Source organism: Streptomyces fradiae, from assembly GCF_041270065.1.
In the GTDB taxonomy this organism is placed as follows: Bacteria; Actinomycetota; Actinomycetes; order Streptomycetales; family Streptomycetaceae; genus Streptomyces.
Window position 1 is genome coordinate 6,834,920 of sequence record NZ_CP065958.1, and the last position, 14,374, is coordinate 6,849,293.

Annotated in this window: 17 protein-coding genes and 1 tRNA gene; 12 read left to right on the top strand and 6 right to left on the bottom strand. The window is 74.0% G+C overall.

Annotation, left to right across the window (positions count from 1 at the left end):
- Window positions 1–15: 15 nt before the first annotated feature.
- The gene (locus tag JAO84_RS31035) at window positions 16–939 is read right to left on the bottom strand and encodes a LysR substrate-binding domain-containing protein (RefSeq protein ID WP_370415804.1); all 924 of its coding nucleotides are present in this window, start codon (window positions 937–939) and stop codon (window positions 16–18) included.
- 103 nt (window positions 940–1,042) lie between these two features.
- Here JAO84_RS31035 and JAO84_RS31040 point away from each other — a divergent pair, with 103 nt between their 5' ends.
- The 4 genes from JAO84_RS31040 to JAO84_RS31055 all read left to right on the top strand — a co-directional run bounded on the left by JAO84_RS31040 (window position 1,043) and on the right by JAO84_RS31055 (window position 3,938).
- Window positions 1,043–2,098, top strand: coding sequence for a bile acid:sodium symporter family protein (locus JAO84_RS31040; protein ID WP_370415805.1), 1,056 nt, complete (start codon window positions 1,043–1,045; stop codon window positions 2,096–2,098).
- 9 nt (window positions 2,099–2,107) lie between these two features.
- Entirely contained in the window at window positions 2,108–2,677 is a 570-nt protein-coding gene (locus JAO84_RS31045) for a GNAT family N-acetyltransferase (protein ID WP_370415806.1), read from the top strand.
- Window positions 2,678–3,036: 359 nt separating this feature from the next.
- Window positions 3,037–3,558: an isochorismatase family protein gene (locus JAO84_RS31050; RefSeq protein WP_370415807.1), complete on the top strand. Its 522-nt coding sequence runs from the start codon at window positions 3,037–3,039 to the stop codon at window positions 3,556–3,558.
- Window positions 3,555–3,938, top strand: coding sequence for a (2Fe-2S) ferredoxin domain-containing protein (locus JAO84_RS31055; protein ID WP_265863237.1), 384 nt, complete (start codon window positions 3,555–3,557; stop codon window positions 3,936–3,938). The genes JAO84_RS31050 and JAO84_RS31055 overlap by 4 nt, the downstream gene beginning before the upstream one ends.
- A gap of 7 nt (window positions 3,939–3,945) precedes the next feature.
- Here the strand turns inward: JAO84_RS31055 and fdhD are convergent, their stop codons facing one another.
- Window positions 3,946–4,794: a formate dehydrogenase accessory sulfurtransferase FdhD gene (gene fdhD / locus JAO84_RS31060; RefSeq protein ID WP_370415808.1), complete on the bottom strand. Its 849-nt coding sequence runs from the start codon at window positions 4,792–4,794 to the stop codon at window positions 3,946–3,948.
- A gap of 254 nt (window positions 4,795–5,048) precedes the next feature.
- Between fdhD and JAO84_RS31065 the strand changes: the two genes are divergently transcribed.
- The 5 genes from JAO84_RS31065 to JAO84_RS31085 all read left to right on the top strand — a co-directional run bounded on the left by JAO84_RS31065 (window position 5,049) and on the right by JAO84_RS31085 (window position 8,439).
- A complete protein-coding gene (locus JAO84_RS31065; protein ID WP_370415809.1) occupies window positions 5,049–5,993 on the top strand; it encodes a beta-ketoacyl-ACP synthase III in 945 nt (314 codons plus the stop codon).
- Between the two features lie 191 nt (window positions 5,994–6,184).
- Window positions 6,185–6,859, top strand: coding sequence for a hypothetical protein (locus JAO84_RS31070; RefSeq protein ID WP_370415810.1), 675 nt, complete (start codon window positions 6,185–6,187; stop codon window positions 6,857–6,859).
- A gap of 103 nt (window positions 6,860–6,962) precedes the next feature.
- Window positions 6,963–7,601 (top strand): class F sortase, encoded by a 639-nt coding sequence (locus JAO84_RS31075; protein ID WP_370415811.1) that lies wholly within the window; start codon window positions 6,963–6,965, stop codon window positions 7,599–7,601.
- 199 nt (window positions 7,602–7,800) lie between these two features.
- Complete coding sequence (locus JAO84_RS31080; RefSeq protein ID WP_370415812.1) at window positions 7,801–8,265, top strand: hypothetical protein; 465 nt, start codon at window positions 7,801–7,803, stop codon at window positions 8,263–8,265.
- A gap of 86 nt (window positions 8,266–8,351) precedes the next feature.
- Window positions 8,352–8,439 (top strand) — tRNA-Leu (locus tag JAO84_RS31085).
- A 41-nt stretch (window positions 8,440–8,480) separates the two neighbouring features.
- On the opposite strand, the gene JAO84_RS31090 is transcribed toward JAO84_RS31085, so the two are convergent.
- From JAO84_RS31090 to JAO84_RS31100, 3 genes are read right to left on the bottom strand one after another with little or no spacing between them, the layout of a single operon-like run.
- Window positions 8,481–9,206, bottom strand: coding sequence for a class I SAM-dependent methyltransferase (locus tag JAO84_RS31090; protein ID WP_370415813.1), 726 nt, complete (start codon window positions 9,204–9,206; stop codon window positions 8,481–8,483).
- A 17-nt stretch (window positions 9,207–9,223) separates the two neighbouring features.
- Window positions 9,224–9,676 carry a hypothetical protein gene (locus tag JAO84_RS31095; protein ID WP_370415814.1) on the bottom strand — a complete coding sequence of 151 codons (453 nt, stop codon included), beginning with the start codon at window positions 9,674–9,676 and terminating at the stop codon, window positions 9,224–9,226.
- Between the two features lie 5 nt (window positions 9,677–9,681).
- Window positions 9,682–10,113 (bottom strand): ATP-binding protein, encoded by a 432-nt coding sequence (locus tag JAO84_RS31100; protein WP_265863227.1) that lies wholly within the window; start codon window positions 10,111–10,113, stop codon window positions 9,682–9,684.
- 254 nt (window positions 10,114–10,367) lie between these two features.
- On the opposite strand from JAO84_RS31100, the gene JAO84_RS31105 reads away from it, so the two are divergent.
- The 3 genes from JAO84_RS31105 to JAO84_RS31115 all read left to right on the top strand — a co-directional run bounded on the left by JAO84_RS31105 (window position 10,368) and on the right by JAO84_RS31115 (window position 12,373).
- The gene (locus tag JAO84_RS31105) at window positions 10,368–11,240 is read left to right on the top strand and encodes a helix-turn-helix domain-containing protein (protein WP_370415815.1); all 873 of its coding nucleotides are present in this window, start codon (window positions 10,368–10,370) and stop codon (window positions 11,238–11,240) included.
- The gene (locus JAO84_RS31110; protein WP_015037566.1) at window positions 11,241–11,477 is read left to right on the top strand and encodes a DUF397 domain-containing protein; all 237 of its coding nucleotides are present in this window, start codon (window positions 11,241–11,243) and stop codon (window positions 11,475–11,477) included. It abuts the gene before it with no gap.
- 74 nt (window positions 11,478–11,551) lie between these two features.
- Window positions 11,552–12,373, top strand: a complete 822-nt coding sequence (locus JAO84_RS31115) for an SAM-dependent methyltransferase (protein WP_370415816.1) — start codon at window positions 11,552–11,554, stop codon at window positions 12,371–12,373.
- A 78-nt stretch (window positions 12,374–12,451) separates the two neighbouring features.
- On the opposite strand, the gene JAO84_RS31120 is transcribed toward JAO84_RS31115, so the two are convergent.
- A complete protein-coding gene (locus tag JAO84_RS31120; RefSeq protein ID WP_370415817.1) occupies window positions 12,452–14,356 on the bottom strand; it encodes a M64 family metallopeptidase in 1,905 nt (634 codons plus the stop codon).
- Window positions 14,357–14,374: the final 18 nt, after the last annotated feature.

The following is a 14,374-nucleotide window of genomic DNA, read 5'->3' on the forward strand; positions in this document are numbered from 1 at the left end:
TATCCGCGCCGTAAATCATGCAGTCCCGAATGCGGCCCCCGGAGCGGCACGCACGGCCCCGCCCGCCAGGATCGCCGCCGCCAGCGCGTCCGCCGCCTCCTGCGTCGCCCCCCGCCGCCGCCCCTTGCGCAGGACGAAGTCCACCGCGCCCAGCTCCGGCAGCCCCGCCCGCGCCGGTACCTCGACCAGGCCCGCCGGCAGCAGACCCCGGGTGTGCGCCATCACCCCGAGCCCGGCCCGCGCCGCCGCCACGTTCGCGCTCAGGCTGCTGCTGGTGCAGGCGATCCGCCACGGCCGGCCCTGCGCCTGCAGGGCCTCCAGGGCGCGGGCCCGGGTGATGCCCGGCGGCGGGAAGACGATCAGCGGCACCGGACGCTCCGGGTCGAGCCGCAGCCGGGGCGCGCCGATCCACACCAGCACGTCCTGCCAGACCAGCTCCTCGCCACCCACGCCCGGCTCCGCCCGGTCGCCACCGCCCGGCTCCGCCCGGTCGCCGCGCCGCTTGGCCAGGACGAGGTCGAGCTGCCCCGCCTCAAGCCGTGCCTGGAGCGTGCCGGACAGCTCGACCGTGAGCTCCAGGTCGACCTCCGGGTGCTCGCGCCGGAAGGTCTCCAGGATCTCCGGCAGCCGGGTCGTCACGAAGTCCTCCGACGCGCCGAACCGCAGCCGCCCCCGCAACCGCGTCCCGGTGAAGAAGGCCGCCGCCCGCTCGTGCGCCGCGAGGATCGTGCGGGCGAAGCCGAGCATCGCCTCGCCGTCCTCGGTCAGCTCCACGCCGTGCGTGTCGCGGACGAAGAGGGGCCGGCCGGTGGCCTCCTCCAGGCGCCGCACATGCTGGCTGACCGTCGACTGGCGCAGCCCGAGGCGCCGGGCGGCCTGGGTGAAGCTCAGGGTCTGGGCGACCGCGAGGAAGGTGCGCAGCTGGTTCGGCTCGTACACACCCCGACGATAGCCCCGTGAGGGCCGCCTATCACGATTCGTGATGACAGTCAGTGCGCTGTACGGCGTTCCCGATCGCCGCGGCGTCGACCAGGATGGACCCATGAGCCCCCGCCCGCCCCGTACGCCCCACACACCCCGCCGCCCCCTCCTCCCGTCGTGGCTGCCCATCGACCCGTACATCCTGGCGCTGCTCGCCACGGTCGGGCTCGCCGCGCTGCTGCCCGCCTCCGGCGCGGCGGCGACGGCCGCGAACGGGGCGGCGACCGGGGCGGTCGCGCTGCTCTTCTTCCTCTACGGGGCGCGGCTCTCGACCCGCGAGGCGCTGGACGGCCTGAAGCACTGGCGGCTCCACGTCACCGTCCTGGCCTGCACCTTCCTCGTCTTCCCGCTGCTCGGCCTGGCGGCCCGGGGGCTGGTCCCCACCGTCCTCACCCCGGACCTCTACAGCGGTTTCCTCTTCCTCTGCCTGGTGCCGTCGACGATCCAGTCCTCGATCGCCTTCACCTCGATCGCCCGGGGCAACGTGCCGGCGGCCATCTGCGCGGGCTCGTTCTCCTCGCTGGCCGGCATCCTGGTCACCCCGCTGCTCGCCGCACTGCTCCTCGGCCACAGCGCGGGCGGCTTCTCGGCGGACTCGGTCCTCAAGATCGTGCTGCAGCTGCTCGTGCCGTTCCTCGCCGGGCAGTTCCTGCGCCGCTGGGTGGGCGGCTTCCTGGTCCGGCACAAGAAGGCGCTCGGCTACGTCGACCGGGGCTCGATCCTGCTCGTCGTCTACACCGCCTTCAGCGAGGGCATGAACCGTGGCGTCTGGCACCTGGTGACCCCCGCCCGGCTCGGCCTGCTCCTCGCCGTCGAGGCGGTGCTGCTCGCCGTGATGCTGGGGCTGACCTGGTACGGCGCGAAGCGGCTCGGCTTCGGCCGGGGCGACCGCGTCGCGATCCAGTTCGCCGGCTCGAAGAAGAGCCTGGCCGCCGGACTGCCCATGGCCAGCGTCCTGTTCGGCGCGCAGGCCTCGCTCGCCGTGCTCCCGCTGATGCTGTTCCACCAGATGCAGCTGATGGTCTGCGCGGTCATCGCCCGCCGCCGGGCCCGCGACCCGGAGGCGGCGGAGCCGACGGAGGCGAACGACGAGCGGATCGCGGTGCCGGCCCCGTAGGCTCCACCGATGGACAAGATCGCCGCACGCATCACCTCGGACGCCACACCCACGGCCCCCGCCCTCGTCCTGCGCCCCTGGCAGCCGGCCGATGCCCCCGCCCTGGTCGAGCTGGGCCAGGACGCCGCCCTGCGCCGCTGGACGACCATGGCCGTGGACGACGAGGCGGGGGCGGCCGACTGGATCCGCACGCAGCAGCGGGGCCGGGAGGCGGGCACGCGTTTCGCGTTCGCCGTCCTGGAGCCCCGGGAACAGGGCGCGGTAGAGCGGGTGGTGGGCCACGCGGTCCTCAACGGCCTCGCCCCCGGCGCCTCGTCCGCCGAGGTCGGCTACTGGACGGCCGCCCGGGCCCGCGGCCGCGGCGTGGCGCCCCGGGCCGTGCAGGCCTTGACCGCCTGGGCCTTCGCCACCTTCGCCGACGCCGGACTGACCCGCCTGGAGCTCCTGCACCAGGTGGACAACACGGCGTCCTGCCGCGTCGCGGAGAAGTGCGGCTACGCGCTGAGCGGGATCCTGCCGGCGTCCCCGCCCGCCTACCCTCACGACGGCCACGTCCACGTACGGACCCACGGGGCCTGACCACCCCGGCGCCCCGGCACCCGACCGTGCCCCGGGCCCGGCACCGACCGCGGCGGCCCGCCGGCTGACTCTGCCGGCGGCCCAGCACTGACCGCACCGGCGGCGGGGCACCCCGCCGCACCGAATCCCGGCACCGCCCGCACCCCGCCCCGGCACGCCCGGCACCGGCCGGTGGCCGGGATCGGACCCGAGCCCCGCACCCGGCCCCCGCGCCGCCCGCACCGCCAGCCCGCCCCCGGCCCCCCCCCCCGGCGCGCCCCGCCCCCGCCCGCGCTGCCCCACCCGCCCCCCACCCGCCCGTGGCCGGGATCGCACCCCACCCGCCCCGGGAAGATCATCGGGCCCGATACGGTGCTCCCATGCCCGCACTCGATCCCGGCCGCACCGCGCTCGTCCTCGTCGACCTCATGGAACGCATCGTCGCGCTCCCCCTCGCCCCCCGCCCCGGCAGCGACGTGCTCGCCGTGGCCGGCCGGCTCGCCGAGACCTTCCGGGCCGCCGGCGCGCCCGTCGTCCACATCCGGGTGGAACGCCCCGGCGTCGACACCCAGCCGCCCGGCAGCGACCTCGTCGCCGACCTCGTACACCCCGGCGACGAGATCGTCGTCAAGCGCACCATCGGCGGCTTCCACGACACCGGACTGCACGAACTGCTGCGGAAGCACGGGGTGACGACCCTCGTGTTCGGCGGCATCGCCACCAACCTCGGCGTCGAGTCCACCGCCCGCGCCGCCGGCGACCTCGGGTACGAGCTCGTCTTCGCCGAGGACGCCATGACCGCCCTCACCGCCGACGAGCACCGCGCCTCCGTCCAGCTGGACTTCCCGCGCCTCGGTACGGTCACCCCGGCCGACGCCGTCACGCTGGCCGGCGCCGAGTGACCCGGGTGCCGATACGGTACGGGGCCCGCCCCTGCTCCCTCGTGGTGTGCCGCGGCTGCTGCTGCGGCGACGCCCGCAAGAACCCCGGCCAGGACCACGACGGCCAGCTGGCCCGGCTCCGGGCCGCCGCCGCGGAATCCGGCGGCCGGCTGGTCGTCCGCACCAGCGACTGCCTCGGCCCCTGCGCCCAGGCCAACGTGCTCGTCGTGCAGCCGTCCACCGAAGGGCGGCGGCGCGGCGGCCGGGCCGCGTGGATCGGCTGGAGTGCCGACCAGGACTGCCTCGACGAGGTCCTGGCCTGGACGGAGGCCGGCGGCCCCGGCCTCGTACCGCCGCCGGCCACGCTGGAACTCCAGATGATCGACCCGCCGAAGAACTAGGTGGTGGCTAGGACGCCGGGGCCGCCGTCTCCAGCGCGATCCGGTGCTCGCCCGCGTACACGTTCATGTCCTGCCCGCGCAGGAAGCCGACCAGCGTGAGGCCCGACTCCTGCGCCAGGTCCACGGCGAGCGAGGACGGCGCCGACACGGCGGCGAGCACCGGAAGGCCCGCCATCACCGCCTTCTGCGCCAGCTCGAACGAGGCCCGCCCCGACACCAGCAGCACCGCCCGCTCCAGCGGCAGCCGGCCCTCCTGGAGCGCCCGCCCGACCAGCTTGTCGACCGCGTTGTGCCGGCCCACGTCCTCCCGTACGTCGAGCAGTTCGCCGTCCTCCGAGAACAGCGCGGCCGCGTGCAGCCCACCGGTCCGGTCGAAGACCTTCTGCGCCGCGCGCAGCCGCTCCGGCAGCGCCGCGAGCAGCTGCGGCGTCAGCCGCAGCGGCGGCGTGTCGGCGATCGGGAAGCGGGCGGTGGTGCGGACCGCGTCCAGGCTCGCCTTGCCGCAGAGCCCGCACGACGAGGTCGTGTAGACGTTCCGCTCCAGGGAGATGTCGGGCACCACGACCTCCGGCGCCAGCTGCACGTCCACCACGTTGTACGTGTTGACGCCGTCCGCCGTCGCCCCCGCGCAGTACACGATGTTCCGCACGTCCGAGGCCGCCGCGAGGACCCCCTCGCTGACCAGGAAGCCGGCCGCGAGCGCGAAGTCGTCGCCGGGCGTGCGCATGGTGATGGCGATCGGCCGCCCGTTCAGCCGGATCTCCAGCGGCTCCTCCGCCACCAGGGTGTCCGGCCGGGTGCTGACCGCCCCGCCCCGTATGCGCACCACACGCCGTCGCTCCGTGACCCGTCCCATGGTCGCTGCACCGTTTTCCGTCCGAGCGGGGACGGCACTGTCCCCGCGGATCGCCCCCAGGGGCCTGACCGGGCCATTCTCCTCTTGTCACGGTCGAACAGGCACTTCGGGTGAATCTTGGTGGTTTACGTCACCGGTTACCCATCAGTCGCTGACAAGACTGGGTCCTCCCGCTGCCGCAACGGCGCATCAGCATCACCATGCGTCACCCGGCGGCAACGCACCGACCATCGAACGACCGAGGGGGTCCCGGGATGACCGGCACTCGTATCGCCGCGCTCGGGCACTACCAGCCCGCCAAGGTGCTCACCAACGCCGACCTCGCCGCCCTGGTCGACACCAGCGACGACTGGATCACCAGCCGGGTCGGCATCCGCACCCGGCACATCGCGGGACCCGAGGAGCCGGTCGACGAACTCGCCGCGCACGCCGCCGCCAAGGCCCTCGCCGCCGCCGGTCTCGGCCCCGACGACGTCGACCTGGTGCTCGTCGCGACCTCCACCGCGATCGACCGCTCGCCGAACACGGCAGCCCGGGTCGCCGCCCGCCTCGGCATGGGCTCCCCGGCCACCATGGACCTCAACGTGGTGTGCGCCGGCTTCACCCACGCCCTCGCCACCGCCGACCACGCGATCCGGGCCGGCGGCGCCCGCCGCGCCCTGGTCATCGGCGCCGACAAGATGACCGACGTCGTCGACTGGTCCGACCGCACCACCTGCGTGCTGGTCGGCGACGGCGCGGGCGCCGCGGTCGTCGAGGCGACCGAGACCGACACCGGCGCGATCGGCCCGGTGCTGTGGGGCTCGGTCCCCGAGATGGGCCACGCCGTCCGCATCGAGGGCACCCCGCCGCGCTTCGCCCAGGAGGGCCAGAGCGTCTACCGCTGGGCCACCCAGCAGCTGCCCGCCCTCGCCCGCCAGACCTGCGAGCGCTCCGGCGTCCGCCCCGAGGAGCTGGCCGGAGTGGTGCTCCACCAGGCCAACCTGCGGATCGTCGAGCCGCTCGCCGCGAAGATCGGCGCGGTCAACGCGGTCGTCGCCCGCGACGTCGTCGACTCCGGCAACACCTCCGCCGCCTCCGTCCCGCTCGCCCTCGCCAAGCTGGTCGAACGTGGCGAACTCCCCTCCGGCGCGCCGGTGCTGCTCTTCGGCTTCGGCGGCAACCTCTCCTACGCGGGCCAGGTCGTCCGGGTGCCGTAACCGGTCCTCGACCGGTCCGGGGGCGGTCCTCGGCCGGTCCGGGGCGGTCCGGGGGGCGGTTGACCCGATCGGCGGAGCCCGGTGGCGGGGCACCCGGGGCGCGCCTAGCTTCGAACGCGACGAGGGCCCGCAATCGGCCCGCCGCGGAGCGTGAGCTCCGCGTCCGCCCTCGCGTCATCTGGAGGACCCCCATGCGCGCGATACGCGCCGCCGCTTCCGCCGCCCTGCTCGCCCCCCTCGCGACCGCCGCCCTGGTCCTCGCCGCGCCAGGAGCGTCCGCGGACGACGGGGGCTTCGGCCCGGCCGACCTCGGCCTCCTCAAGGACGAGCTGCTGCTCAAGGAGGACGACGCGGCCCCGAAGGACGACGGCGGCGGCGCCCCGCCCAAGGACGCGTTCCCCAAGGACACGGCCCCTAAGGACATGCCCCCCAAGGACGGCGGCACCGGGCACAACATCACGTCCTTCGGCTTCTCCGTCACCCCGTCCACCGTGGCGCCCGGCGGCACCGTCACCCTCAAGGCCGACGGCTGCGAGGTGCCCAGTGTGAAGGTCGAGTCCGGGGTCTTCGACACCGTCACCCTGAACGAGGGTCACCAGGGCACCGCCACCGTCGACTTCGACGCCAAGGTCGGCGCCCAGTACGAGGTCACGTTCGACTGCAAGGGCGAGCGCGGCACCACCACCCTCACCATTGCCGCCGGCGGCGGCGCGCACAAGGGCGTGAAGGCCGGCTTCGGCAGCGGCGGCACGGACGGGATCGGCACCACCGAGACGGTCACCGGCGGCGTCCTCATCGCCGGCGCGCTCGGCGCCGCGGTGGTCCTGATGCGCCGCCGCGAACCCACCGGCACCGACGGGTCCTGAACCCGCCGGTCTCCCAGACGGCTCCTCCGCCCCGGTGTGACGAGGTCCGGGGCGGGGGAGCGCCATTTCCGGCACAGATCCGACGCGAAGGGGCGGCAGACACGTGCAGGGCTCGGAAGGGCACGGGCGCCGCGGCGCCTGGGGCGTGATCGCCGTGGTCCTCCTGATCGGCGTGCACCTGGTGCGCGGCGGGGCGGGGGAGTGGCCCGCCGACGGGCCGCCGCGGCCCGCGACGGCCGCCGCGGCCGGCCGGGCCGCCGACGCCGCGGCGACCGCCGATCCGCTGCCCGCCTCGCCGCCCGTACGCGTCAGGGTGCCGTCCGTCCGCATCGACGCGCCGGTGACCCGGGTGGGCCTGGACGCCGAGGGCTGGATCGAGGCCCCCGCCCCGTACGACCGCAATCTCGCCGGCTGGTTCACCGGCGCCGTCACCCCGGGCGAGCGCGGCACCGCCGTCGTCGTCGGCCATGTCGACGTGCCCGCCGGCCGGGCCGTCTTCTACGACCTCGGCGCGCTCGCCCCCGGCAAGCGGGTCGAGATCGCGCGCACGGACGGCCGGACGGCGGTCTTCACGGTGTACGGGATCGAGGTCGTCCCCAAGGACGACTTCCCGGCCGCACGGGTCTACGGCGCCACCGGCGCCCCCGAGCTCCGCCTGATCACCTGCGGCGGCCGCTACTCGCCGGACGGCGGCTACGAGAGCAACGTCGTCGTCTCGGCCCGCCTGACCGAAGTCCGCTGACCTGACGGACTTCCCCGCCGCACCTGGACCCGGACCACCCGGTGGTGGTGAGAGTGACCCTCACGGAGCCGGCGTCGGGGGGCGCCGGGTTCCCCCCTGACCCCTAAGGGCCACGGCACCGGCGTGCGCCCCGAGTCGTACCCGGAACGGTCCCGCGGAGGTACGGGAAGCGGCCGGACCGGCGCCCACGATGGAACACATGAACCGCACCCGCATCGCCCTCGCCACCGGCGGCGCCCTCGCCGCCCTCGCCTTCACCGGAGTCGTCGCCGTCCCCGCGGCCGACGACTGGTGGGACTCCCGCCACGACGAGTACGGCGCCTACGCCACCGGCGCCGCGGCCAAGTCCGACCGGGCCTCCGTGCCGCGCTGGCTGCCGGACGACGCGGGCCGGATCGAGTACGCGATGCGGACCACGGGCGGCGACCGCGCCCTGAAGGCCACCCTCCCCGGCCCCGCCCTCCCGTCCGCCTGCACCCCGCTCCCCGCCACCACCGCCCGCCCCGCCCCCGCCCTGGCCCCCTCCTGGTTCCCGGCCGACGCCCCCGACCGGGCCACCGTCCGATGCGGCCTCTACTACGCGTACGCGGACGGCGACACCCTGTACGCCTGGCAGGACCACCGGGACTGGGTCGCCGACAACACGGCGCACGCCCCGCACTGACCACGGAAAACGCTGGTGAAAGGCGCCTCGAACCCCTGGTAGAGTTATCCATGTCGCCGCGGGGAACACCCCGCGCAACACCACCGGTCCGGGTGGCGGAATGGCAGACGCGCTAGCTTGAGGTGCTAGTGCCCTTTATCGGGCGTGGGGGTTCAAGTCCCCCCTCGGACACCAGTACGGAAGGACCCCGACACACGTCGGGGTCCTTCCGCGTTTCACACCTTTCGGCCCGAGCCCTTGCGGGCCACCACCAGCCGGCAGCGCGGGCTGCCGTCCTCGCGGGCGCCCAGGGAGCGGATCGGCAGGGTCTCCACGGTGAAGCCGGCGGACGCGAGGCGGGTGCGGATGTCGGCGAGGCGGAAGGTGCGGTAGTACATCACGAAGGGCGGCCGCCACAGCGCGTTGCGGACCCGCATCGCCGCGTCGAAGCCCCAGAGCGTCCAGTACGGGGCGGAGCCCACCCGGGGCGGGGCCGGGAGCGGGAAGGCGAAGGTGCCGCCGGGGCGCAGGGCGGCGTGGACGCCGGTGAAGAGGACGCGCTGCTCGGCGGGGAGGAAGTGGCCGAAGGCGCCGAAGCTGACGGCGAGGTCGAAGACCGGTGCGAAGGGCAGGGCCAGGGCGTCGGCCCGTACCAGGGTGGCGTCGGGGTGGGCGGCGCGGGCGCCGGCGAGCATCCCGGCGCTGAAGTCGACGCCCGTGATCGGGCCCGCGCACACCGAGCGCAGCACCCCGAGCCCCGCCCCGGTGCCGCAGCACACGTCCAGGCCGGTGTCGAAGGGGCCGAGCGGCTCCAGGGTCTCGGCGACCGCGCCGAGCAGCCGGTCGGAGGTGCGGAACGGCGTCGCGTCGAACTTCGCGGCGAGCAGGTCGTAGCCGTGCTCGACCGACGACAGCGCCTGGCGGGTCAGTTCGTACAGGCTGGGGCCCTCGGGGGAGAACATGCCCCCGACCCTATGACCTAGAGCGCGCTGCGCACCTGTGACGGCATGCTCCAGGCCGGCGCGATGCCGGTCAGCTGGCAGGTCAGCAGATAGAGCGGGATCGGCGGGGTGTAGGGGGAGCCGCCGTCGGGGTGGTGGACGAGGCGCGGGCCGCGGTCCGGGATGACCGTCCCGGGGGCGTAGCAGACGGGCAGTGGCCAGGTCAGGTCCAGGTCCGAGCCGGCCGGGACCAGCCACCACCACCAGTCGCCGTCGGCGTAGACGCAGCCCTTGGCGGGCAGCCGGGACAGGATGCGGAAGCCGTAGCGGGCGGGGACGCCGACCGCGTCGCAGCCGAGGGTGGCCGGCAGGTCGACGGGGATCGGCAGCCGGGTCTCGCCGAGGGGCGCGGGCACGGGGGAGAGGGCGGGGGACTTGCGGGGGGCGTTCTCGGGGCTCTTGCGGGCGCGCGGGATCAGCAGCGTCGCCATGGTCCTCAGCACGGCTCGCCCATGCCGTGCGCCAGTTCCGCCCAGACGATCTGCGCCGTGCCGTGGCCGGTGCGGTCCGCGCCCCAGGACGCGCACAGGGCGTCGACCAGGATGAGGCCGCGGCCCCGCTCCTCCTCGCCGCACTCGCGTATCCGCGGACCGGCGGGTCCCCCCTCGTCGCGCACGGCTATCCGCAGCCGGTCCTCGCCCTCGCGGATCTCGCAGACGATCCGCGCGCTCGCGGTGTGCACGACGGCGTTGGTGACGAGTTCGGAGACGACCAGGGCGACGGTGTCGCGTATGTCGCCGTCACAGCCCCAGAGGATGAGCCGCTCCTCGGCCAGCCGCCGGGCCCGGGACACGGACTCGGTCCGCGCGGGCAGTTCGAAGGCGAAGCGGCGGAAGGGGACGTCGTGGGGGCGTGGCCGCTGGTTCATGACGCGAGGGCTCATGAGACCTGAGGAGTGCGCGTTACCAGAAGCCACGACCGGATCCTCACAAAGTGGGCAGGAGTGCCGTACACACCCCTCCGGGGCGATTCGCCCGGCGGCGTGCGTACTGGTTCACCGGAATACTGTGCTCCTGAGTCGGACACTTGGCAAGTGGCACTCTGAAAATTGCAGAGTGCGGTGTTCTCTCTGGCGGGGTTCGTGGCACACTCCTGGAAACAGCGCGTCGGGGAGGTCTGAGAGTGAGCGAGCCGCGGTCCGCCCCCACGGTGGGACAGGTCGTACTCGGCAAGCGTCTGCAGGATCTGCGCGAGCGGGCCGGCCTCAAGCGGGAAGAGGCCGCCAAGATCCTCCGGGTCGCCCCGGCCACGATCCGGCGCATGGAGACCGCCGAGGTCGCGCTGAAGATCCCGTACGTACAGCTGCTGCTGAAGGCGTACGGCATCACGGACTCCGAGGCGGAGGGCTTCGTCGCCCTCGCGGAGGAGGCCAACCTCCCCGGCTGGTGGCAGCGGTTCCACGACGTGCTGCCCGGCTGGTTCTCCATGTACGTCAGCCTGGAGGGGGCCGCGAGCCTCATCCGGGCCTACGAACCGCAGTTCGTCCCCGGTCTGCTCCAGACCGAGGAGTACGCCCGTGCCATTCTGCGCAGCGGGGCCGTCGGCGGGAGGAACGCCGAGGAGTCCGAGGAGACCGAGCGCCATGTCGCCCTCCGCATGGAGCGCCAGTCCCTGCTCGCCAGGGAGGACGCGCCCAAGTTCTGGGTGATCATGGACGAGACGGTCTTCCGCCGACCGGTCGGTGACGGGCCCGAAGTGATGCGCGACCAGCTCGACCGGCTGCTCGAGGCGTCGGAGCTGCCGAACGTCACCCTGCAGATCGCGGAGTTCGCGTCCGGACACCACCCCGGTACGTACGGACCGTTCGTCCTCTTCCGCTTCGCCATGCCCGAACTCCCGGACATGGTCTACAGCGAGTACCTGACCGGCGCCGTCTATCTCGACGCGCGCCCCGAGGTGGCTTCCCACCTCGAGGTCATGGACCGCATGGCGGCCCAGGCCGCGACTGCACAACGCACGAAGGAGATTCTCCGGAATCTCCGCAAGGAGCTGTGAATGGATCGCATATACAACGGCATGCCCGCCGCCGAGCTCGGTGCCGAGGGCTGGCACAAGCCGTGGAGCGGTGGGAACGGGGGCAACTGCGTCGAGGCCATGAAGCTGGCCGACGGCAGGGTCGCCGTGCGACAGTCCGCAGACCCTGAGGGACCCGCGCTCATCTACACCCACGGAGAGATCGCCGCTTTCATCCAGGGAGCGAAATCCGGTCAGGCTGACTTCCTGCTCACCTGAACCCTTCCGTCCCACCCCGTGCATCGCGTAACTCTTGCTGTAAGCAGCACCGTTCGACCCGTCGAGGAGAGCCGATGACCCCCCAGGACCCCGTACCCCCGCAGAGCGGCATACGGATCGACACCAGCAAGCCGCATCCCGCGCGGATGTACGACTGGTTCCTGGGCGGCAAGGACAACTACCCCGTCGACGAGGAGATGGCCCGCCAGCTCCTCACCGTCGACGCCCGGGGCCGGGACATGGCCCGGGTCAACCGGGCCTTCATGCACCGCGCCATCCGCTGGCTCAGCGCCAACGGGGTACGCCAGTACCTGGACATCGGCACCGGCATCCCCACCGAGCCCAATCTGCACCAGATCGCGCAGGGGGCCGCGCCGGAGTCCCGGATCGTCTACTGCGACAACGACCCGATCGTGCTCGCGCACGCCGCCGCCCTGCTGCGCTCGACCCCGGAGGGGGCCACCGAGTACATCCAGGCCGACGCCCGCGACCCCGAGCTGATCCTCGAAAGGGCCGGAAAGGTCCTTGACTTCGACCAGCCGATCGCGCTGTCGATGCTCGCGCTGCTGCACTTCGTCGGCGACGAGGACGGCGCCTACGAGCTGGTCGGCAAGCTCGTCGACCAGCTGGCCCCCGGCAGCTACCTGGTCCTCTCGCACGTCACCGGCGACTTCAACCCCGAGGGCGCCGAGCAGGCCGCCGCCATGTACCGGGCCCGCGGACTGACCCTGCGCCCGCGCTCCCGCGACGAGCTCGCCGCCTTCTTCGACGGCCTCGACCTGGTCGAGCCGGGGGTCGCCCTCACCGCCGAGTGGCACCCCGAGCTGGGCGAGCCGGTCCCGGTGGCCGGCGACGAGCCCATCCCGGGCTGGGCGGCTGTCGGCCGCAAGCGCTGACCACGGTCTCGCAGTCCGGTACGGGAGAGGGGCCCCGCCGTTCGAAACGGCGGGGCCCCTCTCCCGTACCACGGCGTGCTACGACTTCTTCTCCAGCGTCACCAGGAAGCGCTGCGCCCGGCCCACGTTCCCCGCCGCGTCCACCGTGCGGTACTCCACCGTGTGCGTGCCGTACTCCGGTGTCGCGTCGTCCCACGGCACCGCGCGCGGCCGGCCCAGCTTCCCGTACACCAGATCGTCGATCACCGTCCCCGACGGCGAGAAGCGGAACGGGGCGGCGGCGTCCGTCGGCCAGCCGTAGTACGTGTACCAGCCGTCGCCGTCCACCCGGAACTGGCTCACCACCGCGCCCGCCCCGTCGTCCCGCGCCGTCAGCCGCATCGTGAACGCGCCGTCGTACACGTACTCGACCGGCCGCCCCGGCCGGCGCACCGTGCGCAGCGGCTCCGACAGCTCGTACGCGACGGAGGCAGGCGTCGCGTCCACCGTCCAGCGCAGCACCTCGCGCGTCCCCGGGATCCGGGCGGTCAGCGCGTGCGATCCGGGTGCGAGGCGCAGCGCGGCCAGGTCGAGATCGCGGTCGTTGCCGGGGTTCGGCACCGTACGGCCGTCGAGCGCCCAGACCACCGCCGGGGTGCGGCGCAGCGGGTGGGTGGTGTCGGCGTACACCACGGACCGGGCGCCGACCGGGGCCGCGGTCGCCGTGTGCCCGGTGAACGCCGCCGCCACGGCGGTCCGCGCCGTGCGCAGCGCCGGGTCCACGGTCCACCGGACCGTACGGGTCAGGGCGGCCGAGCCGCGCACCGCCGGGTCGCGCACGAACGGGGTGGGGTCGGTGACCGTCGCCGTCAGCGCGTACGTACGCCCGGGGGAGAGGCCGTCCACGGCCCGCAGGTCCAGCGTGCGGGCGCCGCCGGTGCCCAGCGGCCGCCCGTCCAGCCGCCATTCCACGGCGAGTTCGCCACCCGTCGGATGCAGGGTGTCCACCCACACCGTGCGGTCGGCGCCGATCGGGGCCGAGTCCGGGGTGTGGTCCTGCACCAGGTCGACCTTGCCCGAGATGGCCTTCACCATCACCTCGCGCTCCACCTGGTCGAAGGCGTAGCCGAGGGTCTTCATCATCGAGTGCCGGCTCGGCCGCCATATGCCCCGGGTGCTGTACATGCCGCCCTCGTACCGCCCGACGACCCCGCCGGACTCGCTCTCCTCGCCCAGCCAGCGCCACCACTTGGCCCGCTCCGCCCTCATCTGATCCTCCGTCAGAAGCGAGTGGTGGACGGAGGCCGGCTCGCCGTCCGCGTAGGCGCCGCCGGGCACCCCGCGCGCGTAGTAGTCGTACTCGTCCTGCAGCCCGCCGAGCGAATGGCCTATCTCGTGCGGGGTGATGAGCGCCGACAGGGCGTTGCCGCCGGACGCGGTGGCGTAACTCCCGCCCGCGCCGCCGTAGGTGGAGCTGTGCGCGAGCGCCACGATCTGCCGGTTCGCCGGCCGGGTGCCCGGCACCAGGTCGGCGAACCCGGCCGCCTTCGCGCTGTCCACGGTGAGCAGCCGCTGCACGCTCCCCGGATTGCAGCCGCCCCAGAAGCCCATGTCGAGGGCGGTGTCCCGGGCCGGTGCGTCGAGCGAGGGATCGCAGTCGACGCCCGACTCCTCGGACGGCACCTCCACCGCCCACACGTTGATGTACGAGCGGTACGACGCGAACGGCTCGATGCTCCACAGCATGCTCAAGTGCCGTTCCAGATCGGCCCGGAACGCCGGCATCTCGTCCGCCGTGTAGCCGTCGCCCATCACCACCAGATTGAACCGGCGGTCGGCGGGACCGGTGGTCTGCACGGGGACGACGGTCGCCCCGCCGGACTCGGCGGCGGCCGGCCCTCCGTCGGCCACGGTCCCGGTGGCCACCAGGCCGGCCGCGAGCAGACAGCCCACCAGGAGCCGGGCCACCCCTCGTCTCGCACCCCATCGTCGCGGTGAAGTCATGGGGCGCGAGCCTAGGCC